This window comes from Sporolactobacillus sp. PKPK-6 (assembly GCF_056678885.1).
This window is the reverse complement of record NZ_JBWXPA010000001.1, coordinates 258,456-280,633: the sequence shown is the minus strand read 5'-3', so window position 1 is coordinate 280,633 and position 22,178 is coordinate 258,456. Positions and strand designations below refer to the sequence as shown.

At 40.9% G+C, this 22,178-nt stretch carries 20 protein-coding genes; 16 read left to right on the top strand and 4 right to left on the bottom strand.

The window, feature by feature from the left end:
* Nucleotides 1-4: 4 nt before the first annotated feature.
* From AC1MBV_RS01380 to AC1MBV_RS01370, 3 genes are all read right to left on the bottom strand, one after another.
* Entirely contained in the window at nucleotides 5-400 is a 396-nt protein-coding gene (locus tag AC1MBV_RS01380) for a hypothetical protein (RefSeq protein WP_480947399.1), read from the bottom strand.
* A gap of 97 nt (nucleotides 401-497) precedes the next feature.
* The gene (locus AC1MBV_RS01375; protein ID WP_255749780.1) at nucleotides 498-1,856 is read right to left on the bottom strand and encodes an IS4 family transposase; all 1,359 of its coding nucleotides are present in this window, start codon (nucleotides 1,854-1,856) and stop codon (nucleotides 498-500) included.
* Nucleotides 1,857-1,936: 80 nt separating this feature from the next.
* Nucleotides 1,937-2,329 (bottom strand): hypothetical protein, encoded by a 393-nt coding sequence (locus AC1MBV_RS01370; protein ID WP_480947398.1) that lies wholly within the window; start codon nucleotides 2,327-2,329, stop codon nucleotides 1,937-1,939.
* 337 nt (nucleotides 2,330-2,666) lie between these two features.
* On the opposite strand from AC1MBV_RS01370, the gene AC1MBV_RS01365 reads away from it, so the two are divergent.
* The 15 genes from AC1MBV_RS01365 (at nucleotide 2,667) to AC1MBV_RS01295 (ending at nucleotide 19,031) form a co-directional block, all read left to right on the top strand.
* On the top strand, nucleotides 2,667-3,095 hold the full coding sequence (locus tag AC1MBV_RS01365) for a DUF3870 domain-containing protein (RefSeq protein WP_255746499.1): 429 nt from the start codon (nucleotides 2,667-2,669) through the stop codon (nucleotides 3,093-3,095).
* A complete protein-coding gene (locus AC1MBV_RS01360; RefSeq protein WP_255746501.1) occupies nucleotides 3,070-3,990 on the top strand; it encodes a S66 peptidase family protein in 921 nt (306 codons plus the stop codon). Before AC1MBV_RS01365 ends, AC1MBV_RS01360 begins: the two co-directional genes overlap by 26 nt.
* A 246-nt stretch (nucleotides 3,991-4,236) precedes the next feature.
* A complete protein-coding gene (locus tag AC1MBV_RS01355; protein ID WP_480947397.1) occupies nucleotides 4,237-5,040 on the top strand; it encodes a serine hydrolase in 804 nt (267 codons plus the stop codon).
* Between the two features lie 196 nt (nucleotides 5,041-5,236).
* Nucleotides 5,237-5,554, top strand: a complete 318-nt coding sequence (locus AC1MBV_RS01350; protein ID WP_480947396.1) for a DUF3870 domain-containing protein — start codon at nucleotides 5,237-5,239, stop codon at nucleotides 5,552-5,554.
* 149 nt (nucleotides 5,555-5,703) lie between these two features.
* A complete protein-coding gene (locus tag AC1MBV_RS01345; protein WP_480947395.1) occupies nucleotides 5,704-6,639 on the top strand; it encodes an ABC transporter permease in 936 nt (311 codons plus the stop codon).
* The gene (locus tag AC1MBV_RS01340; RefSeq protein ID WP_480947394.1) at nucleotides 6,639-7,595 is read left to right on the top strand and encodes an ABC transporter permease; all 957 of its coding nucleotides are present in this window, start codon (nucleotides 6,639-6,641) and stop codon (nucleotides 7,593-7,595) included. Before AC1MBV_RS01345 ends, AC1MBV_RS01340 begins: the two co-directional genes overlap by 1 nt.
* A gap of 6 nt (nucleotides 7,596-7,601) precedes the next feature.
* Nucleotides 7,602-8,618 carry an ABC transporter ATP-binding protein gene (locus AC1MBV_RS01335; protein ID WP_480947393.1) on the top strand — a complete coding sequence of 339 codons (1,017 nt, stop codon included), beginning with the start codon at nucleotides 7,602-7,604 and terminating at the stop codon, nucleotides 8,616-8,618.
* A gap of 19 nt (nucleotides 8,619-8,637) precedes the next feature.
* Nucleotides 8,638-10,257: a peptide ABC transporter substrate-binding protein gene (locus tag AC1MBV_RS01330; protein ID WP_480947392.1), complete on the top strand. Its 1,620-nt coding sequence runs from the start codon at nucleotides 8,638-8,640 to the stop codon at nucleotides 10,255-10,257.
* 269 nt (nucleotides 10,258-10,526) lie between these two features.
* Nucleotides 10,527-11,612, top strand: coding sequence for a mandelate racemase/muconate lactonizing enzyme family protein (locus AC1MBV_RS01325; RefSeq protein ID WP_480947391.1), 1,086 nt, complete (start codon nucleotides 10,527-10,529; stop codon nucleotides 11,610-11,612).
* Between the two features lie 14 nt (nucleotides 11,613-11,626).
* Nucleotides 11,627-12,526 carry a C40 family peptidase gene (locus AC1MBV_RS01320; RefSeq protein WP_480947390.1) on the top strand — a complete coding sequence of 300 codons (900 nt, stop codon included), beginning with the start codon at nucleotides 11,627-11,629 and terminating at the stop codon, nucleotides 12,524-12,526.
* 3 nt (nucleotides 12,527-12,529) lie between these two features.
* On the top strand, nucleotides 12,530-13,537 hold the full coding sequence (locus AC1MBV_RS01315; protein WP_480948246.1) for an ABC transporter ATP-binding protein: 1,008 nt from the start codon (nucleotides 12,530-12,532) through the stop codon (nucleotides 13,535-13,537).
* Between the two features lie 243 nt (nucleotides 13,538-13,780).
* Nucleotides 13,781-15,694, top strand: coding sequence for an NAD(+) synthase (locus AC1MBV_RS01310; protein ID WP_255746631.1), 1,914 nt, complete (start codon nucleotides 13,781-13,783; stop codon nucleotides 15,692-15,694).
* A gap of 24 nt (nucleotides 15,695-15,718) precedes the next feature.
* Nucleotides 15,719-17,440 carry an ABC transporter ATP-binding protein gene (locus AC1MBV_RS01305; RefSeq protein WP_255746505.1) on the top strand — a complete coding sequence of 574 codons (1,722 nt, stop codon included), beginning with the start codon at nucleotides 15,719-15,721 and terminating at the stop codon, nucleotides 17,438-17,440.
* A 97-nt stretch (nucleotides 17,441-17,537) separates the two neighbouring features.
* Nucleotides 17,538-18,530, top strand: coding sequence for a S66 family peptidase (locus AC1MBV_RS01300; RefSeq protein WP_480947389.1), 993 nt, complete (start codon nucleotides 17,538-17,540; stop codon nucleotides 18,528-18,530).
* Between the two features lie 15 nt (nucleotides 18,531-18,545).
* Nucleotides 18,546-19,031: an ASCH domain-containing protein gene (locus AC1MBV_RS01295; RefSeq protein ID WP_480947388.1), complete on the top strand. Its 486-nt coding sequence runs from the start codon at nucleotides 18,546-18,548 to the stop codon at nucleotides 19,029-19,031.
* A gap of 61 nt (nucleotides 19,032-19,092) precedes the next feature.
* Here the strand turns inward: AC1MBV_RS01295 and ald are convergent, their stop codons facing one another.
* On the bottom strand, nucleotides 19,093-20,232 hold the full coding sequence (ald, locus tag AC1MBV_RS01290) for an alanine dehydrogenase (protein ID WP_255746508.1): 1,140 nt from the start codon (nucleotides 20,230-20,232) through the stop codon (nucleotides 19,093-19,095).
* Between the two features lie 266 nt (nucleotides 20,233-20,498).
* Here ald and AC1MBV_RS01285 point away from each other — a divergent pair, with 266 nt between their 5' ends.
* Nucleotides 20,499-22,154 (top strand): PucR family transcriptional regulator, encoded by a 1,656-nt coding sequence (locus AC1MBV_RS01285; protein WP_255746509.1) that lies wholly within the window; start codon nucleotides 20,499-20,501, stop codon nucleotides 22,152-22,154.
* The last annotated feature ends 24 nt before the right edge of the window (nucleotides 22,155-22,178 follow it).

Sequence of the window (22,178 nt, the reverse complement as noted above, 5' to 3'; positions counted from 1 at the left end):
TTTCTCAGATATTCAGTCGTGATCGATTTGCTCCCCACTCTCGACGTAAATAGGTGCTGAGTTCTTCCTCGAAAAGGCGATTACTTTCACTTGTTTTCGAATATGCGTCGTAAGCACTGCCCCAAATAAGCGAAGGAATAAAAAGAAACCATTCAGCATCAAGTAACTGAATCGACTCGTTGAATTCTGCATGGTCAATAATGAACAGTTGAATGCTCTGAAGTTCATGGCAATTAACATAAATAGCCACCGACCACGCCAAAAGTGAAATTGCGGGAATAAGACGACGTGTATAAAGTTGTCCCAATCCGGGAAGTAAAAGTGACCAAATAGAAGCTGCCCAGGGCAGACGCTTATCTAAAAAACAAGTTTCTATTGAACGTAAATCAAGCACGTCCATTTCTACTGGCTGGTTTTTAACTAATGTACTAAAACTTGAAAGTTAAAAAAGCGCACCCATCCCTTGCCTGCTCTATGATTACTATGAATAATTTAGGTCAGGCCGCCGCTTTTGTCAGCTGTTTCTGGTAGCTGGTAGGTAGCTTCTCTAGAAAATTTTCGATGATGTGATGGACTGCTTGCTCAGAAAGAACATACTCGTCTTTGAAAACTTCTTGAAATAAGTCGATCAACTGCTGAAGCGTTTCGACGAAGGTCACATCCGAAAGCTCATCGACCATCAAATAAAACAACTCACCCAAAGTGCGATCGTCCACCTGTTCACGGTGCTGAACCGCAAGAAGGGAATAACTGATAGCGACCAGGGCGGTGTGCGCAAAAATCCCGTCATAAGACAAACCCTGGTATTTAGCGAGTCGAAGATAGTGCTTGCACATCTTGAAGTACACTTCAATGGACCAGCGTTTTCCATAAAGCTGGATGATTTCATCTTCAGAAAGTTGGATATCGGTTGACGCTAAGACCAGATACTCTTTGCGTTTACGACGGTTGCGGACGTATACGAGTTTCAGGGGTAAGACCTCTCCCTCAACAACCGCTTCTACAACGGTAGAAAGTAGGTAGCGTGAGCGTCCACGACGTTTTTTCTGAGCGTTGAAGATCGCTTTCACGTCCATCATTTGACCATTGAACCGGTAATAAACCTTTTTCGACCGTTTCACCATAGCGACGGTATGAAGGCCAAGTTGACGCAGCTGCTGAAACATTTTAGGACTAGAGAACCAAGAATCAAACAAAACATAGGATGCTCGGACGCCATGCCTCAGGGCAGAAGAAAGCAGTTCTCGAACCACATCAGGCGCTTTACGCTGGGCCTGAAGCTTCCGCTTTCCAGAATGGGTGCGAGCATCAGCTTTTGTACCGCATACCTGATTCTGACCCGAAAGCAAGGAAAAGGTGACCGGCAAAAAAGTGTTGCCGTCACTCCAGCCTAGTTGAAGAAACCGAAAGCCGCGCACATGCCGATGGTTGGCGTGGTCGAATTGAAACGCCGCCAGCTCCACGCGTTTCGCATGGGCGCGTTCATACATGGAATCATCCACAATGAACACAGGCTTCCGTGCCGAATCCGTCAAGGGTTTAATGAACTGAATGATCCGGCAACAGAGCAGAATCAGAAACTTTTGCCAGTTAATCTTGCCGTTGTTGAGCAGGTTGCGAAAGGTCTTATCCGAGAAGTTCAGCTGATTTTGATGCTTCAAATAATCGCGATACGCTGACTTGTTTGAAAAGACCGTGCTAATGAGATAACAGAACAGTACCCGGAAGGGGACCCCCTTTGCCTTTGTGGCGTTTGAGGCTCTCGCAAGTTGACTCAAACGAAATCGTGTAAAAAATTCCTGGACTGAAGAAGAAATTCCAAGAGATGGATGGTCATTTCGTGATATACTTTTCATGGCATGAACACTCCTCGGTTAATTGGGATTCGACACTTCAATTATACCGAGTTATCGGTGTTCTTGCTTTTATTTTTGTGCTAATCCTTTACAGGATAAGCTGTGAAGCCCATTTTTGATGTTTCAAGTTTTAGTAATGTATATAAGAGATTCAATTTTGTAGCCGTACGATAGCTGTCCCAAATACAATAAAAATAAAAAGGAATGTAGATGAGTACCCATTGCGTATTGAGAACATTTGTTGCATGTTCGTAATCACCTACGAAGGAATAAACCATTGCTAAGTTTAATTTTGAATTGAAGTTGATAATGATTTCAAAAAGAAATAAGACATTCCCTTTAATATGCATATCCAAAAGCATATGACCAAAACCTGGAAATGCTGCTGACCACCAAGCGACCACCGCCGGACGATGATGGGACAAACTTGCGGATCCGAAGCAGTCTAAAATTGCTCTCTTTCTTCTTACCATTTTTAAACTCCAATCTAAACATTAGGATTGATGGTGGATGTACACTACATCATTAAGCATTTTTCTTGTTAGTTTTCCTCTAAGCATGTAATTCATACATGACAAATTGGCGACTCAATTATTATGATCAAAGATCACTTTTGTTCTCATTAATAAGTACTTTCCCAATTCATCCCATCGTCGGTTCTTAGCACAATTTTTAAAATATTGACAAAGTAAATGAGTCCTAATATACTTATTTTGTTCCTATAAATTTTCATGATTTTAGTCATCTGCGGTATTCCTGCCGTTAGTCTTTTGTGGTACTTGATTGTGGCTGAGGAAGGACACTAAGGTAATGACTCATTATAACAATTCGAATTATTTATTTTTCAATGAAAAGCCGACACGGATCAATCAGATCGCTTTACAATTCAACTCATTTTTTTGGGGTATTGTGGTGTGTGAAGCAAATGGCAGAAGTGTTGATTATTTTGTGACGATTCAGTTGACTATGCAATGTGTTTGCTCTGTTTTATTGGGAGTACTGATAAATAATCTTCTAATTGTTCTTGATATTCAGCAAAGATATATTGGTTCTTGCCAAAAAGCGTTAATGGCGGCTTTTAGTGATGCGCTCAAGGAAAACAAACGCAAAAAAGAAGCCTATAGGCTTTGTCTATATCGTCCTCGAAAAAATCCAGTTCAAAATGATTTTGAACTGGATTTTGTGGTGTTTGGGCATGAAAGGAGAAACGTCAATGATTATTCCAAGGCGATTATATGAGGGAGATACAATAGGTGTGATCAGCCCTGCTGGTTCCCCGGACATGCAGCGACTTGAGAAGGGATGTGAATGGTTAAAACAGCTTGGTTTCCGGGTTCGTTTGGGCAAAAATATAGATAAGAAATACGGTTATTTGGCTGGATCCGATGAAGAACGGTTGGCTGATTTCCATGAGATGTTTGCTGATGATACGGTACGTGCGATTATTTGTTCAAGAGGCGGTTATGGTACTGCACGATTCGCAGATCGAATTGATTTTGACTTGATCCGAAAGCATCCGAAAGTTTTCTGGGGATATAGCGATATTACTTATTTACATACGGCAATTAGGCAGCAAACCGATTTGATAACCTTTCACGGACCTATGCTTGCTTCGGATCTCAGTGCTCCCGATGTTCCGCTGCTCTCAAAACAGTTGTTTTCCCAGCTATTTCAACCCATGTCATTGCGCTATGATGAACATTTGTCTCCGCTCTCCACGTTACATGGCGGTACTGCTGAAGGAAAGCTAGTCGGTGGCAATTTATCACTTTTAGTCAGCTCAATTGGTACACCATTTGAGATTAACATGAAAAATAAACTGGTCTTAATTGAAGATATCGGAGAAGCACCCTATCGGATTGACAGTATGCTTAATCAATTGAGACTAACAGGAAAATTAGATCAAGCAGCCGGATTTATCATCGGCGATATTCACCAAAATCTACCGGACGATAAAAAGGATACGCTCACATACCAAGAAGTTATCCGGACTTATTTAGGATCTCTGGGAAAGCCTGTGGTCAGCGGCTTTTTCATTGGACATTGTGCTCCGAATTTTTCCGTTCCACTCGGCGTTGACGCCATGCTCGATGCCGATCGGAAACAGCTGTGGATTCAGCCGGGCGTGATGTAACCGATCAAATGATTTTAATTTAGCAAATTGATACACCGGAATTCTATACATGTCTTCTCAACAGGTTAACAATATGAATCAGAGTTAGGCCAAACACTGAACTCTACTATTGTATCTTGATACTAGTCCAAATTAGGCATTGGAAACTAAGCTGACACTGTGATTCGTTTATTAGCAATATTATAAAAGCTTTATTATTTTCCCATATATTTTGAACATCTTCTATAGAAAAAGGGGGTTAGATTGATGAATGATGCAGATACTGAGCTTCGCAAAACGTTCATATCGATTACTGATGAGCTCAAAGATCACATATCAATAGAGTCAATCGGTTCAGATGGGTTTGTATTTGGTTACAACGAAAATATTCCAAAGCTGTCGGCCAGCCTAATCAAACTTCCTATTTTGTTCTATGCATTCAAGAATCCCCGCATTGACCAAACGCAACTGCAACAAACAATTCGGTTTGACAAGGGGAAAATTGTTGGGGGGTCAGGTGTTCTTCAGCTTTTATCCGGACGCGAATGGACGGTAAAAGATCTTTTGGGACTGATGATTAGCGTATCTGATAATACTGCGACTAACTTAATTCTGGATTTTTTTGGAATTGATCAAATCCAGAATTGGATTGCTGAGCAAGGGCTAACGGAAACAAAGATAGAACGCAAAATGATGGATGAGGTTGCTCAACTTAAAGGACGAACAAACCGCATAAGTGCACATGATGCAAATTTAATTATTCGGCGTATTTTTTCTAAGGTTGATCCGTTCCCGGATGAAGTCAAATTTTGGATGCTTCATCAACAATTCAGAGACAAGCTTCCTGGTTTGTTTGATGAAAAAACGCAGCCTGTTGTGGTCTACAATAAAACAGGTGAAATGGAAGAAATTGATCATGACGCGGCATATTTCACTTGCAACGGACACTCTATGGCCGTTACTGTAATGACAAGTGGAATACAGAACAGGCAGGAAGCATTAATTGCTATTCAGGATATAGGGAATGCTATTGCAAACTATTTGATCAAACGATCAGAGAAAAAAGATTGAATGCAGCTTTTGCAGTAGCTTTTAAGCAAAAATGAATCAAATATTGTTTAAAAATTAAAACATTTTATAATATTGACATTTAATTGATTCTCTTATATAATTTCCTTAATCCTTAAAGCTGTTCACAATTTGAGTTCCTGCAGCCAACCAGCTGAAAGTCCCTCAAATTACCTGAATGAATAAGGAAGGAACACATATGGCTTTTTATAAAGATACTGTATTTGTCATTGGTGATGCAAAATCTTCACAAAAGAACCCGATAACGATCCGTTTTAATCAATTTTTTATTGGACTAGTTATCGATCGCACGAATGGAAGAATTGTTGATGTAGAGTGTTCGGCAACGATCAATTTGACGACTCGTTTTGTACATTCTTTATTATCGGGACGGTTAATCAATGATCCTGATATTGTTAATGATATTCGGGCAAGATATTTCGGCTCATCGCAAAAAGCATTAATCGTTGCTTTTTGCGATGCAGTAAAAAAGTATAATCATATAATTCATCAATAGGCCGCTTTGTCTAATAACCTAGACAAAATCCAGCTCTCGTTTTTTAGGGCTGGATTTTTTGTTTTTGAAAGTTATGATTTTTTAATGGTCTGAAATATCAAAATATTAAATCGAAAGGTATTCCTATTTTTTAGAAAGGAAGAGATGCTATGCTTCGTTTTATTGCCAAGAGATTTATTGCTATGATTTTAACTCTATGGGTGATCGCTACATTGACATTTTTGCTCATGCATGCAATACCTGGTTCTCCTTTTAATAATTTAAATGGAAAAGTACTTAGCGATGCTGCGGTTCAAAATTTGGAAGCACATTATCATATTGATAAGCCGCTCCCGATTCAGTATCTGATTTATCTTAAGTCAATAGCAACATTTACATATGGTCCATCAATTAAGCAACCTTCTCAAACAGTAAATGACTTGCTAGGAAGAGGATTCCCGGTATCGTTTGAACTGGGAATGTGGTCACTGGCCGTTGCTGTTATTTCTGGTGTTGTTCTGGGTATTTTTGCTGCTCTAAAACATAATGGCCTTATTGATTATTTGGCAATGACTATCGCTGTTTTGGGGATATCAATTCCTAACTTTGTTCTGGCCACGCTGCTTATTCAAGAGTTTGCGGTTAATCTCCGTTTGCTGCCCGCGGGGACATGGCAAGGTTTTGCTTACATGATTATGCCTGTTGTAGCACTTGCGACCGGTCCGATGGCAATTATCGCACGATTGATTCGCTCCAGTATGCTTGAGGTACTGACACAGGATTACATACGAACTGCTCAGGCGAAGGGACTATCTCCTTTTTTTATTGTCACAAAACATGCATTAAAAAATGCGCTTTTACCGGTTGTTACCGTACTTGGTACGCTTGCTGCGAGTATATTAACCGGTACATTTGTTATTGAAAAGATATTTGCAATACCTGGCATGGGTAAATATTTTGTTGACAGCATTAATTCTCGTGACTATCCGGTTATCATGGGAACGACGATGTTCTATAGCGCTTTGTTAATTTTTATGTTGTTCATTGTTGATATTGCCTATGGATGGCTTGATCCACGAATTAAAATGGGCAAGGAGGGGGAGTGATGGAGGATCTAAAAAAATTGAAAAAACAAAACTTAATTTCACAAATTCCAACGGATTGGTTCCGTCTGCTCAATCGTAAGAAAATAGTGCAGCAGTCATTGTCTCGCCCGAGCATTTCGTATTGGCAGGATGCTTGGATTCAGCTTCGGAAGAATAAACTCGCCATGCTTGGGTTGACTTTCTTAGGGCTTCTGGCTGTATTTGCTGTTTTCGGACCAATCTTTTCACCCTATTCAGTAACGGCACAGCATTTGACGCTGCAGAATTTATCACCGTCTTCCAATCATTGGTTTGGAACGGATGAGCTTGGTCGAGATGTCTTTACACGAACTTGGTACGGCGCGCGGATCTCATTATTTGTCGGTATTGTGGCGGCACTTGTTGATCTATTCATAGGTGTTGCATATGGTGGGTTGTCCGGTTATTTGGGCGGAAAAACGGATTTGGTTATGATGCGGATTATTGAGATCCTCTACGGACTTCCTTATTTGCTTGTAGTCATTTTGCTCATGGTTGTGATGGGTCCGAGTTTATTGACAATTATTGTTGCACTAACGGTTACAGGTTGGACTGGAATGGCGCGTATAGTCAGAGGACAAATGCTTCAATTAAAAAATTTTGAATTCGTAACTGCTTCCAAATCATTTGGAAGCAAGCCTTGGCGCATTGTTCGGAAAAATCTCATTCCTAATACCATGGGCCCGATCATTGTGCAAATGACGTTAACGGTTCCGTCAGCTATATTTTCCGAAGCATTTCTAAGTTTTCTTGGATTGGGCGTACAAGCCCCGTACGCAAGCTGGGGCGTGATGGCAAGTGATGCTTTATCCGCTCTGCTAGCCGGATTCTGGTGGAGATTGTTCTTCCCGGCATTATTTATCTCGATAACAATGTTTGCTTTTAATATCTTAGGTGATGGCTTGCAAGATGCGCTGGATCCGAAATTAAGGAGATGAGCCACGGTGCAAAAACAATCGGACAAGCTGCTTGAGGTAGAAAATTTGCATGTTTCTTTTAGTACCCATGGTGGTGAAGTTCACGCGGTTCGAGGCGTCTCGTTTGATATCCACAATGGAGAGACTTTTGCTGTGGTTGGCGAGTCGGGATGCGGAAAAAGTGTTACCTCTCTGGCTGTAATGGGCTTGATCTCTAAACCGCATGGGAAAATTGTTGGTGGTTCCATTCGATTCAAGGGAAAGGAATTGACGAACGCTTCACCGAGAAATCTGAGAAAAATTCAAGGTGTGAATTTGTCAATGATTTTTCAGGATCCAATGACAGCTCTTAATCCGACGCTGACCATAGGATCGCAGTTAACTGAAGGAATCATTCACCAAAAGAAGGTATCACGAAAAGACGCCTATCAAAAAGCAATTGAGATGCTTCAAATGGTTGGCTTGTCAAATGCGGAGCAGCGAATGAAACAATACCCGTATCAGTTTAGCGGGGGTATGAGACAGAGAATTGTCATTGCCATGGCTCTGATTTGTGAACCGGATCTAATCATTGCAGATGAACCGACGACAGCTCTTGATGTGACGATCCAAGCACAAATTTTAGAATTGTTTGATCATATCCAAAAAAAAACGGGTGTTGCAATGATTATGATCACTCATGATCTTGGAGTTGTAGCCAAGATCGCAGATCGAGTAGCCGTTATGTATGCCGGCAAGATCGTTGAAACAGGCAGCAAACGGGATATCTTTTATCATGCGAAGCATCCGTATACACAAGCTCTTTTGAACGCTATAGTACGGATCGATCTTCCTTCCGATACTTTAAAGCCGATAGAAGGTGCACCGCCGGATTTATTTGCTCCTCCTGAAGGCTGCGCATTCTGTGAAAGATGTCCGTTTGCAATGGAAGTTTGTCAACATGTTCAACCGCCGACAACGGCAGCTGGTGAAAACCACGCAGTCGCTTGTTGGCTTTTAGATAAAAGAGCCGATACTATTCGGCATCAGGTTGAAATACTATAAAAAGGCAGGAGGAATTCGTTTGAAAAAGTTATTTAGCAAAGTGTTTTTGCTTGGTATGGCAGTTCTGCTTGTTTTAGCATTTAGTGGTTGTACTGCTAAGCCTGATTCATCAAGCAAGAAATCGGATGGAAAGCAGGTTTTGAAGCTTAATAATGGATCAGAACCCACTTCTTTTAATCCGCCAATCGGATTTGATTCTTTGTCTTGGAATGCACTGAACAACCTGATGGAAGGATTGACACGTCTGGGAAAAGACAATAAACCTCATGCAGCATCAGCCGAAAAATGGGAGGTTTCACCAGATGGGAAAACCTATACATTCCACATTCGAAAAGATGCAAAATGGGATAACGGAGACGATTTAACTGCCGGTGATTTTGAATATGCATGGAAACAGCTGCTTAACCCCAAAACAGCATCACCAGCAGCATTTTTGGGTTATCTCATTAAAGGCGGCGAGGCATATAATCTGAATAAAGGATCCGCTGATGATGTTCAGGTTAAAGCGGAAGGTGACAAAACGCTGAAGGTGACGTTGAATGCGCCGCAATCCTATTTTCTCAGTATGATCTCCAATCCTGCTTTTTTTCCAGTAAATCAAAAAGTTGCGGAAAAAGATCCGAAATGGTATGCAAATGCCAAGACTTTTGTCGGAAACGGTCCATTCAAACTTGCTTCATGGAAACATGATGCGAACATGGTCTTTAAGAAAAGCAGTACCTATTGGGATAAGAAAACAGTAAAGCTTGACGAAGTTGATTGGGCAATGGTTAACGATACAAATACGGAATACCAAATGTATAAAACTGGAGAGCTTGACGTGGCAAGCGTTCCGCCGGATCTTTCTGATCAACTTTTCAAAGAAGGAAAAGTCAAAGTCGGTCAGCAAGCAGGCACATACTTCTTCAGCATGAATGTGAAGATGAAGCCATTTAATAATGCAAAAATCAGAAGAGCTTTTGCACTTGCAGTGGATAACAAAAAAATTGTTAATTATGTTGTAAAGCAAAAGAACGATCCTGCATACGGATTTGTTTCTCCAGGATTCAAAGATCCTAGTGGCGAAGATTTCCGTACGCATAACGGTAACCTTTATAAATATGATCCATCTGCTGCCAAGAAATTATTGGCTGAAGGAATGAAAGAAGAGGGCATTACGAAATTGCCTCCAATCACACTGACCTATAATACAACAGACATAAATAAATCAATAGCAGAAACTGTTCAGGAAATGTATAAGAAAAATTTAGGTGTTAACGTTAAACTGGCCAATATGGAATGGAATGTATACGGAGTTGAACAGAAAAAAGGCAAATTTCAGTTCTCACGCGGTTCTTTTTTGGCAGATTATGGAGATCCAATTAACTTCCTTGAGAATTTTATTACAGGAATGCCAATGAACAGTATGCAGTGGAGCAATAAAGAATATGATCGATTGATTAAGGAAGCAAAGAATGAAAAAAATGACACAAAGCGTTATGCGCTCATGTATCAAGCCGAAAAGCTTCTGATGAAAGAAATGCCGCTCTTTCCAGTATACTTCTACAATCAATCTGAATTACAAAACAGCAAAGTTAAAGGAATTGTCCGTCATCCGGTAGGCTATATGGAATTGAAGTGGGCAACAAAGTCTAACTAATTGCAATCGTTCAAATCAGCAGGAATACTTAGAGCATGTCCATTCTTATGCCAGTAAAAGCCGTTTTCCTGATCACGGAAAACGGCTTTTCTTTGAAAAGGAATGCATTTCATGTTGCTGCTAAGGAAATTGATAACATCTAAAAATTTAGCTTACTTGTGTGACCCGGTAGCGTTTATACTCAAAAAAAACACCAAATATTTATCATTATCTGATTCGGGAAAGCTACGGGATTCATCTCGTTTTAAATAAAGCGGAGGGAATCATCTATGAAAATTGTTAATGTGCAAACTAAAAAAATCACAATTCCTCTCACAAAACCATTTAAAACAGCACTTCGGACAGTCAGTACAGCTGAAAGTCTTATTGTGTGTTTAACATGTGATGACGGAACGACTGGTTTTGGCGAAGCTCCGCCAACACATGTCATAACTGGTGATAGTCTTGGTAGTATCAATTATGTTATTACGGAAGTTATTCGTCCGCTAATCGTAGGATTAGCAATTGAGAATAGAGAACAGATTCATCAAGTAATTGAAAAGTCGATTTTGCATAATACAAGCGCTAAAGCTGCTGTCGATATTGCTGTATATGATTGTCTCGCAAAGAAAGCTGGCCTTCCACTTTATCAGCTACTTGGAGGGAATGGAAGCGAATTGGAAACCGATTTAACGATCAGTGTCAATGGAGTCCAAGAAATGATGGGAGATGCAATTGCCAGTGTTAAAAATGGATTTACTACATTAAAAATTAAAGTCGGCAATTCAACGATTTCAGAGGATTTGGAACGAGTCAAAGGTGTTCGTCAAGCAGTAGGCAAAAAAGTTAAGCTGCGATTGGATGCGAATCAGGGTTGGTGCGCAAAAGATGCAATTGCCATTATTCGAAAAATGGAAGATATGGATCTTGGTATTGAATTGATAGAACAGCCGGTACAATCGTGGGATTTTGAGGGAATGAAACTTGTAACCGAACATGTAGAGACACAAATTATGGCAGATGAAAGTATATTCAGTCCTAAAGATGCGGCAAGACTGCTTGCTATGCATGGTTGTGACATTATTAATATAAAATTGATGAAGGCGGGCGGTATAACCGGAGCTGAGAAAATTAATACATTAGCCGAAACCTATGGGGTTGAGTGTATGGTTGGTTGCATGATTGAATCTAAAATTTCAGTAACTGCAGCTTGCCATTTTGCAGCTTCCAAGTCCAATGTAACACGATGCGATTTAGATACACCGCTTTTGTTTTCTTCGGAACCCATTGAAGGTGGTGCTTCATACAGACAAAATAAAATAACTTTGCCTGACGCACCGGGATTGGGAATAACAGACATCCATTTTGAAAAGTAAAAGAGGGAAAGAATGTGCAAAAAAGAAGAATATCTGTTCCTGTAGCTACTGTTTGGACATCACCAGATTCGTTTCGCTCTATTGATGCCTTGGCGGTTTCGGAAAACCCAAATATGAAAGCTTGGCTTTCGAACATGACTCGTGAAGAAACGATTGCCTTATGCAACGAAAAGAGGACACAGACTCAGGTGCTCTTTAACGATCCAATTATTATCGATGAAATAAATGGAGAATGGACAAAAGTGATTGTTCCTAATCAACATTCGTCAAGAGACAAACGCGGATACCTTGGCTGGATGCCTGTCAGTCAATCGATCGACTGTGATTTAACCAGTGTGTCCGAGTCAGTTATGATTCAAAGTAAAATAACGATGCTGTACAATGAAATAAATCAGCCGATTTTCGAGTTGAGCTTTGGTACTTTTCTTCCTTTAATTGAAGAAACAAATAAACTTGTCCGAGTCGATACACCAGTAGGGGTGAGTATTCTTCATAAGGAGGATGTGAGTTTTCCGGCAAGGAGACCATTATTTACCGGTAAGGATATCGTTCGTGTTGCGTTAAAATTCTTGGATCTGCCTTATTTATGGGCGGGCATGAGTGCTTATGGATATGACTGCTCCGGCTATACCTATTCCATGCTTCGAGCTGGAGGATACCTCATTCCTCGTGATGCCGATGACCAATCGGTGAGCGGTCGAGCGATTGATCTGAAATCAGTCTTGCCTGGTGATCTGCTTTTTTTTGCATATGAAAAAGGATCTGGTGATGTACATCATGTGGGTATCTATTTTGGAGATGGAAAAATGATTCATTCCCAAACACCTGGCAAGAAGGTAACGATCACCGCTCTCAAAGGTACGATTTATGAGCAAGAATTGTGCGCAATCAGACGTTGTTGGAAGGAAGGATGAATGATGGAGAAAAAGCCGCTCTTAAAAATTAAGCAATTAAAAAAATATTTTGAAATTGATCGGTCACAAATATTAAAAGCTGTTGACGATGTCAGTCTGTCCATAAGCGCAGGTGAAGTACTGGGTATTGTAGGTGAGTCCGGATGCGGTAAATCGACGCTGGGCAGGACAATTATGGGGCTCTATGAAAAAACAGATGGAAAAATTGAATTCAATGGCCATAATGTTGATCTGATGGATGCATCGGAACGTTTCCAATTGCATCGAACTATGCAAATGATTTTTCAGGATCCTTATGCTTCTTTGAATCCGCGTTCAACAGTTCTTGAGTTAATTGCAGAGCCGATGGATATTCATAAAACATACAAGAATCCCAAGGAACGGAAAGAGAAAGTGGAACAGTTGCTGGAAGAAGTGGGATTAAGTCGAACTTATTTAAATCGTTATCCACATGAGTTTAGCGGGGGACAGAGACAGAGAATCGGGATTGCTCGTGCACTTGCTCTAGATCCGCGGTTTATTATTGCTGATGAACCAATATCAGCATTGGACGTCTCGGTACAAGCTCAAGTAGTTTTCCTGTTGAAACGTCTTCAGGAGGAAAAGGGGCTTACTATGATGTTTATTGCTCATGATCTTTCAATGGTTAAGTACATTAGCGACCGCATTGGGGTGATGTATCTTGGTCATCTTGTAGAATTGAGTTCAAGTCATGAACTCTATGAAAAGCCTTTGCATCCATACACACAAGCTCTGCTTTCTGCAATACCCATTCCGGATCCGGATATTGAGGAGAAGCGGGAACGCATCATATTAAGTGGAGAGATTCCAAGTCCGATTAATCCGCCAAGTGGGTGTGTGTTTCGTACACGTTGTCCATTCGTCATGGATATTTGTTCGGAAAAAATCCCTGAATTTACCGAAATTGAAAGTGACCATTTTATTGCTTGTCATTTGCATACTTCAAAAAAAATAAAAACTGCGATACATATAAACAAACGGAATGAGTGAATACCGCGCGATGTTTAAATTTGCCTACATTTGACATTTTTTTGAAGCGGCATTAGAATAAAGTTAATTTGATTTATGCAGTGCAAGATTGTAAGTTAATAAAACAATGATGCTGTTGCTTATGCCTCTCCGGAACTGGGAGGCTTTTTGTTTAACGGTGCATTGTTGGTTCCGGTTTTAGGGATAATGTATATCGTAGGCATTTTTAAGTCTGCCTGATCGGAGGTTTAAGTATTGAATTCAATGAATTTTATCCGCTTGGCTGCTGCTTGTCCGGTAACTCAAGTCGCGAATGTTGATTCGAATGTAAGAAACATTAAAAAATGTGTTGATCAAGCTGTTGGAGAACATGCAAAACTCGTTGTTTTTCCGGAATTGTGCGTAACATCCTACACATGTGCCGATTTGTTCCTGCAGAAACAATTACTTGATCAAGCAGCTTTGGGCGTAAAGGAATTATGTGCCTACAGTGCCGGAAAAGATATACTGATTGCTGTTGGTGCCCCACTCTATGCAGAGACAGTGGTCTATAATTGTGCGTATATTTTATTTGATGGAAACGTGCTGGGCATTGTTCCTAAGAGTTACATACCGAATTATGAAGAGTTCTACGAAAGACGCTGGTTCTCATCAGGAAGAGAAATAATCGGTCATACGGTTGATTTATCTTTTCAAAAATCAATACCATTTGGCATTGATCTTCTCTTCCAAAGCGGGCCGTTTCAAATTGGATTTGAAATTTGCGAGGATTTGTGGAGCGTTGTGCCACCAAGCAGTTATTTGAGCCTTGCTGGCGCGCAGTTGATCGGAAATCTGTCCGCATCAAATGAAGTGGTCAGCAAAGCTGACTACAGAAAAGCGCTTGTTGCCGCGCAAAGTGCAAAATGCATGGCTTCTTACATATACGCCGGTGCAGGTACGGGTGAATCATCCACCGATGTTGTTTTTGGAGGAGAACTATTAATTGCTGAAAACGGAAATATGCTGACTAAGAATAAACGTTTTCAAAGGGAGAACCAAGTCGTTACATCAATTGTTGACATTGATCGGCTGAATCTGCAACGAATCAAAAACATTAGCTTTAGAGAAGCATCATCAACGGTTCCTTGGAAGGCGAGAAAAATTCCTTTCTCCTTTAAAAACACAGAATTTGGAATCTTTGATCGAGCAATTGACAAACATCCGTTTGTTCCTTCTGATGCAAAGCAAAGAGAACAACGTTGTAGCGAAATTTTCAATATTCAGGCTGCAGCACTAGCCAAACGAATGGAACATACTGGATTAAAAAAAGCGGTCATCGGTATTTCCGGTGGACTTGATTCCACCTTGGCATTGCTCGTTATTGCAAAGACTTATGACCTACTTAATTACGATCGGAAAGATATCATCACTGTAACGCTTCCTGGTTTCGGTACGACTGATCGCACGTATCAAAATGCCGTATCTCTGTGCAAGAAACTTGAAACTGATTTTCGAGAAGTTAATATTGTAGCGGCGTGCCTGCAGCACTTTAAAGATATCGGGCATGATCCGGCAATTCATGATGTAACTTATGAAAATGTTCAAGCACGTGAACGTACGCAGATCTTGATGGACATTGCCAATAAAGAAGGCGGGCTTGTTATTGGAACCGGTGATTTGTCTGAGCTCGCGCTTGGTTGGAGTACCTATAATGGCGATCATATGTCGATGTACGCTGTCAATTGTTCTGTTCCGAAAACCCTTGTCCGTTATCTTGTCCGTTATGTTGCCGAAGAAGAGACAAGCAAAGAGATCAGTACTATTCTTCTTGACGTTCTTGATACTCCGGTGACCCCTGAATTGCTGCCGAAAGACGGTGAAGGGAAAATTGCACAGAAAACCGAAGATATTGTAGGTCCTTATGAATTACATGATTTTTTCCTATACTATTTTGTTCGCAGTGCATTTACTCCAGCAAAAATACTCTTTTTGGCAAAATCAGCATTTGCAGGCTCTTATGATGATGCGACCATTCGAAAATGGCTGACTGTTTTTATTCGACGCTTTTTCTCAATGCAGTTCAAACGTTCGGCAATTCCGGATGGGCCAAAAGTCGGGACAGTCAGCTTGTCGCCGAGAGGTGACTGGCGAATGCCTTCTGATGCCAGCCGTGATCTTTGGCTGAATGAACTATAAATCAAACGAAAGTGAGGCGAGCATGTGATCCGCTCATTTTTCGCTTATTATAAACCCTATAAAAAACTATTTTTCCTCGACTTTTTCTGTGCAGTACTGCTTGCCTTGCTCGAACTTGTTTTCCCTGTAGCAGTTAATCAAGTCATCGATCGACTGCTACCTGGAAAGGATTGGTCTATTATTATGCTTGCTTCAGCTGGTCTGCTCCTTTTTTATGTGATTAATACAGTCACTCATTATGTTGTGACCTATTGGGGGCATATGCTGGGAATCAAGATTGAAACGGATATTCGCCAGGAACTGTTCGAACATATTCAAAGGCAATCGTTTCATTTTTTCGATAATAACAAAACAGGACATATGATGTCGCGTCTCACTACCGATCTTTTTGATATCGGCGAGACCGCGCATCACGGACCGGAAGATATATTTATTGCCTTGATGTCTTTGTTCGGAGCATTTTTCTTAATGCTGACGATTAATTGGAAATTGGCGTGCATCACGTTTATTCTTGTCCCGATTCTTGGAACGTTTATCATTGTGTTCAACATGAAAATGACTCGAGCAACTGACCAAATTTATCAGGATATTGCCGTATTTAACGCCAATGTTGAGAATGCGGTTGGCGGAATTCGTGTGGTACAAGCATTTTCGAATGAAAACTACGAACGAAAACAGTTCCGAGAAAATAATAAATTATATCAGAGAGCGAAACTATTTTCCTATAAGATTATGGCTACAAGTGTGACAACCAACTACTTTTTCATGAGGCTGATCACTCTATTTACATTAATCAGTGGCTCCTGGTTTGTCATTCACGGTGAATTAAGCAGCGGACAATTTGTTGCCTTTTTGTTGCTTTCCAATATTTTTGTTCAGCCGATTGAAAAGTTTAATGCGATTATTGAACTGTATCCTAAAGGGATTGCCGGTTTCAAACGATTTATGAACCTAAAAAGTCTTGCACCGGAAATCGTAGATAAAGAGGGTGCACTTGAAGTGGATTCCGTGAAAGGCGGGATTGACTACTGCGATGTCAGCTTTGGGTACGAAGGAAAGAAACAGGTGCTGAATCACATTGATTTGCACATTCATGCCGGAGAAACAGTTGCATTTGTCGGTCCGACAGGTGCTGGCAAGACGACTCTGTGCAGTCTGCTTCCTCGATTTTACGATGTGACCGAAGGCAGGATTATGATTGACGGTATTGATATTCATGACTTTAAACTTTCCTCATTGCGCCATCACATCGGTTTAGTACAACAAGATGTCTTCCTTTTTTCTGGAACGCTACGTGAAAATGTAGCGTACGGGAAACTAGATGCAACCGATGATGATATTTGGCGTGTAATCCGGCTCGCGCAATTAGAAGATACAGTGGCGAATATGCCCAACGGTTTAGACACGGTTATTGGTGAACGAGGTGTCAAATTATCCGGCGGCCAAAAACAACGCCTTTCGATCGCACGTATGTTCCTTAAGGATCCGTCAATTTTAATTCTTGACGAAGCGACTTCCGCGTTGGATACCGAGACAGAGGTCGCAATTCAGCAGTCGCTTGAATTATTGTCCAAAGGACGCACAACGCTGATTATTGCTCACCGTCTGGCAACAATCAAAAATGCAGATCGAATTATTGTCGTTACTAGTGACGGAATTACTGAGCAAGGCACTCATGATCAACTGATCAGTCAAGACGGTGTTTATCGTCGCTTGTACGAATCACAGTTCTCATTGACAATGTAATGGTTTAAGGCAATTAATCGTTGACAGGACTTCCGGCAAAAACTTTGCCGGTTTTTTATTAACTTCTTTTAAAGTGCAGTTGAATGGAGGCTGATTTATGTTAACTTTAGAAAAAGGAGACAAAATAGGCATTTTTTCACCATCATCCCCAATAACGGCAACTTCGCCTTTGCGTTTTGCACGTGCAAAACGGTTCCTTGAATCAAAGGGATTTCAAATTGTTGAAGGATGCTTAACGGGAAAGCAAGATTTTTATCGCTCCGGTACGATTCTTGAGCGAGCAGAAGAATTGAATGCACTAATTCATGATGAAAACATAAAAATGATTATGTCAACTATTGGTGGAACAAATTCAAATTCTTTGCTGCCCTATATCGATTATCAAGCATTTAAAAGAAATCCAAAAATAATGATAGGCTATTCCGATACGACCGCTATTCTTCTTGCCATCTATGCGCAAACGGGCTGTTCTGTTTTATATGGGCCGGCTCTAGTCTCTTCTTTTGGTGAATTTCCGCCTTTTGTGGATCAAACATACAAGTATTTTGAACAAATAGCTGAAAAGACAAATGATTATCCGCTCCAACTCACTTCTCCGGACTATTGGACTGACGAAGCGGTGAATTGGGAGGTAAAGACCAAGGAAAAGGTAAAGTACAGAAATCGTTGGATCGGGATTAATGGTACTAAGGCTTCCGGGCGGCTCATTGGCGGTAACCTAAATACCATGAATGGATTTTGGGGAAGTCCCTATATGCCTGAAGTAGAAAAAGGCGATATCCTGCTCATTGAGGATTCGATGAAAAATGCGTCACAGGTAGAGAAGAATTTTTCATTACTTAAAGTTAATGGCGTCTTTGAACGGATCGGCGGTATTTTGCTTGGCAAACATGAACGATTTGATGATGAAGGTTCAGGACGGAGTCCGATGGATCTGCTTTTGGAAGTCTTAAATGGTAAGAAATTGCCGATCATCGCTGATTTTGACTGCTGTCATACACATCCGATGATGACAATGCCAATCGGCGCGGAGGTTACGATTGATGCGTGTGAAAGACATCCATCGGTGCAGATCAATAAGCGTTTATAAAGGAGACGGCACGAAGTGAATAAGATTTGCAAAAGCTATTGGAATCATTTTTTGCGAGATAAAAAAGAAGAAAATTCAGTTACAGCATGGAAATTCGGAAGTGACTCTGACAAATTGGCTGATCTGGTCGCAAGAGGCATAAAAACGGCAACCTGTTCAGCTTATGTGTTCTATGAATTAGAACATGAAAAATTACCCCAGAAGGGTGAATACAACATTATTCTTAATAGTCATGACGAGCCAGTTTGTATCACAAGAACCAATGAAGTGGCAATTATTCCGATGGATGAAGTGTCTGAGGAGCACGCTCAGGCAGAAGGGGAAGGGGATTGCACTTATCAATACTGGTGGACGGTGCATCAGGAATTTTTCACGCGAGAACTTGCATCACTGGGGCAATCATTTAGAAAAGACATGCCTCTTGTTTGTGAACGATTTACATTGGTCGATGTGCGAACGCAAAAAAGTACCTCTCTGAGTAGAGAGGTAAATGATTTATAATAAGAGCCGCAAAATTACTAAATGAATTAAGGGTTAAGCAATGCCATTACAATTCTGAAAATCAGACTTCAGCTGCTGCTTTAAGCAATTCCTTAGCACACTTGTATTCCAAGCCATGTGCATCGGCAACTGCTTTAAATGTTACGAAGCCGTCTAAAGTGTTCAATCCTTTGAGCAGTGCTTCATCTTCGAGACATGCTTTGGCATAGCCTTTGCTGGCGATTTTCGCAGCGTAAGGAATTGTAACATTAGTCAGTGCAAGAGTCGATGTATTTGGAACAGCACCAGGCATGTTTGCTACCGCATAATGGATGACACCGTGCTTCGTATACGTTGGATCATCATGAGTTGTGCTGTGATCGGATGTTTCAACAACGCCGCCTTGATCGATAGCAACGTCTACGATCACAGAATTTTCCTTCATGTTCGCAACCATTTCTTCAGTAACTAGTTTAGGAGCTTTTGCGCCGGGAATCAGTACGGCACCGACAACAAGGTCAGCCTCTTTAACTGATTCAGCAATGTTGTAAGGATTCGACATGACTGTATTCAGTGAATTGCCGAAAATATCATCAAGGTCACGTAATCTGTCAGCACTTATGTCAAGAATTGTGACATCGGCTCCGAGTCCAACTGCAATTTTCGCAGCATTAGTACCAACAATACCACCGCCGATAATGGTTACTTTGCCACGTGAGACACCTGGTACTCCGCCGAGCAAGATACCTTTTCCGGCTTCGTCGCTGAATTTTTCAAGATATTGAGCCCCGATTTGAACGGCCATTCTTCCGGCAACTTCACTCATTGGCTGGAGGAGAGGCAATACGCGATCTGCACGTTGAACCGTTTCATAAGCGATGGATACAACCTTGTTTGCAACAAGCGCTTTTGTCAATTCAGCACCGACTGCGGGAGCGAGGTGAAGATAGGTAAAGAGAATCAATCCTTCATGGAAGAAATGATATTCTTCTGGTTCCGGTTCCTTTACCTTGATCACCATTTCAGCTGACCATGCTTTTTCAGCAGATGTAATAACCGCGCCAGCTTCTTCATACTGTTGATCGGAGAATCCTGCACCTGCACCCGACAGAGTTTCAACATAAACAACATTGCCTTCTTGAACCAAATGGTACGTACCTGCAGGGGTGATGGCGACACGACGTTCGTTGTTCTTCAATTCTTTCGGAATACCGATAATCATGAATGAATTCCTCCCAGTTATTATGTCTTTTCAAAAGATTGAATAATCAGACACCGTAATCTGAGCACCACAACCATTTTTCAACTAATCATGGCGGTTCATACAGTCTGTGTTATTCCTTACCTAGAATGTTACAAACAATAAGGAGTCTTTTCATCATACGTTTTGTCTAGTCTTTTGGTATAAAACTTGACATTTAGTGTCTGTGTCAGATATTATGACATTAAAATGAACTATAACACAACATATATGGAGGGCTGGGGCAAATGGATGAAATGCCTTTTTGTGTGAATGATGTGCTTGAACGCCCACTTTTTCAAAGAGCGGCATTGATTGCAGGTGCTCATGGCTTGTTTCGAGAAGTCCGTTGGGTACATATACTTGAAATTACGCATGCTGCCCCTTATGTCAGTAAGCATGACTTGATTCTTACAACCGGTCTGTGGTTAAAACGTTCCGCGAAATCAGGATTGGAGTATATGCGTCAGATTATTGATCACGGCACCTCCGGACTTTGTATTGAGTTTGGAACGACGATTGATGAAATACCGGATAAGATCATTGCCCTATGCGATGATCATGATTTTCCACTCATACTGTTTCGTCAACCGATTCGTTTTGAAGAAATCACACAGGACATCCATTCGTTTTTAATCAACCAACACTTTGGTCTGTTGAAAAATTTGGAGCAATTTTCTCAAAAACAGCAACAGTTGATTTTGCAGAGTACGGACATTCCCGCAATTCTGCGCCTTTTACAGAGTTACTCTGATCGGCAAATTGTCTACCTATCGACTATTGAATCCAATAAATTTTACCCAACTGTATCGGAGGAAACCGCCCATACCATTAACACGTTTTGCAATGAGAAAAAGAAAAATTTTGACCGAATTCAGGAGACGGAAATTTGGAAAATGGACGAAACACGTTTTTTACTCATTCAGCCGGTCGTCTGCTTCGGTCAAGTGTTCTCCTGCGTCGGTATGCTCCTTCATCAAGCACATCCAACTGAGTATATGAAGCTGCTGATCGATTATACTGCAAAAGCAGTGGCGACAGTATTGCTGCGTACTCAATTTCTTGAAGAAAAAATATTGAGCAATCAGAATGAACTTATTCAGGATATTCTCAGCAAACGGATCGAAAATGAAGACCAAGCACAGATGAGAATGGGACTTCCATCACCAAACGGTGAAAAATATATCTTTGTCGGCGGCATTATTGAATTTGAACATAATGTGATTGAGGACGGACCTGAGCGCATGGAAGCCCGCAACCAAGATATTCTGGTTCTCACTCGATCCTTATTAAAACGATACCAAATGCATCACCTGCTGATGATGAAAAATAATCAAGTCTATTTCATTTGCGCTAAGGAACGCGTGACCTCGGAGTCACTCGCAGGATTGTATAAAAATATACAAGGTTTGATTAACGGATTGGATAAATATATAAATCAAGCGCTGCCCAGTTTGAAATTCCATGTCGGTATTGGAAAATCGCGAACACGATTATCGGAAGTTTGGATGAGCTTTAAAGAAGCCTATCAGGTAATCGAGATTTCTCAAACAGTTCCTGCAATGGGAAAATGTAATTTTTATGGAAATCTTGGCGTTTATCAGCTGCTTAATGCTGTTCCTGAGCCTATACTGAATGAGTTTATTCACGATCAACTCGGGCAAATCATTGATTATGATCAAAAGCATCATCTTAATTTAGTAGAGACACTGTCCATGTACTTTAAATGTATGGGATCAAAAGGAGAGACAGCGAAGAAACTGTTTATTCACCGGCAGACCTTATACAATCGTCTGGAAAAAATTCGAGACATTCTAGGTGATGACTTCTTTGAACCAGAGCGACGCCACTGTCTGGAAATGGCGCTGCTTGGCTATCCTCTGCAGGCTATTGAAGAACAATAATTGAATTGTACAATATTCAGTGGC

Coding starts and splice junctions, on each gene's coding strand:
- AC1MBV_RS01380 (WP_480947399.1), bottom strand. CDS start 400: ATGGACGTGCTTGATTTACGTTCAATAGAAACTTGTTTTTTAGATAAG.
- AC1MBV_RS01375 (WP_255749780.1), bottom strand. CDS start 1,856: ATGAAAAGTATATCACGAAATGACCATCCATCTCTTGGAATTTCTTCT.
- AC1MBV_RS01370 (WP_480947398.1), bottom strand. CDS start 2,329: ATGGTAAGAAGAAAGAGAGCAATTTTAGACTGCTTCGGATCCGCAAGT.
- AC1MBV_RS01365 (WP_255746499.1), top strand. CDS start 2,667: ATGACTCATTATAACAATTCGAATTATTTATTTTTCAATGAAAAGCCG.
- AC1MBV_RS01360 (WP_255746501.1), top strand. CDS start 3,070: ATGATTATTCCAAGGCGATTATATGAGGGAGATACAATAGGTGTGATC.
- AC1MBV_RS01355 (WP_480947397.1), top strand. CDS start 4,237: ATGAATGATGCAGATACTGAGCTTCGCAAAACGTTCATATCGATTACT.
- AC1MBV_RS01350 (WP_480947396.1), top strand. CDS start 5,237: ATGGCTTTTTATAAAGATACTGTATTTGTCATTGGTGATGCAAAATCT.
- AC1MBV_RS01345 (WP_480947395.1), top strand. CDS start 5,704: ATGCTTCGTTTTATTGCCAAGAGATTTATTGCTATGATTTTAACTCTA.
- AC1MBV_RS01340 (WP_480947394.1), top strand. CDS start 6,639: ATGGAGGATCTAAAAAAATTGAAAAAACAAAACTTAATTTCACAAATT.
- AC1MBV_RS01325 (WP_480947391.1), top strand. CDS start 10,527: ATGAAAATTGTTAATGTGCAAACTAAAAAAATCACAATTCCTCTCACA.
- AC1MBV_RS01315 (WP_480948246.1), top strand. CDS start 12,530: ATGGAGAAAAAGCCGCTCTTAAAAATTAAGCAATTAAAAAAATATTTT.
- AC1MBV_RS01310 (WP_255746631.1), top strand. CDS start 13,781: ATGAATTTTATCCGCTTGGCTGCTGCTTGTCCGGTAACTCAAGTCGCG.
- AC1MBV_RS01300 (WP_480947389.1), top strand. CDS start 17,538: ATGTTAACTTTAGAAAAAGGAGACAAAATAGGCATTTTTTCACCATCA.
- ald (WP_255746508.1), bottom strand. CDS start 20,232: ATGATTATCGGTATTCCGAAAGAATTGAAGAACAACGAACGTCGTGTC.
- AC1MBV_RS01285 (WP_255746509.1), top strand. CDS start 20,499: ATGGATGAAATGCCTTTTTGTGTGAATGATGTGCTTGAACGCCCACTT.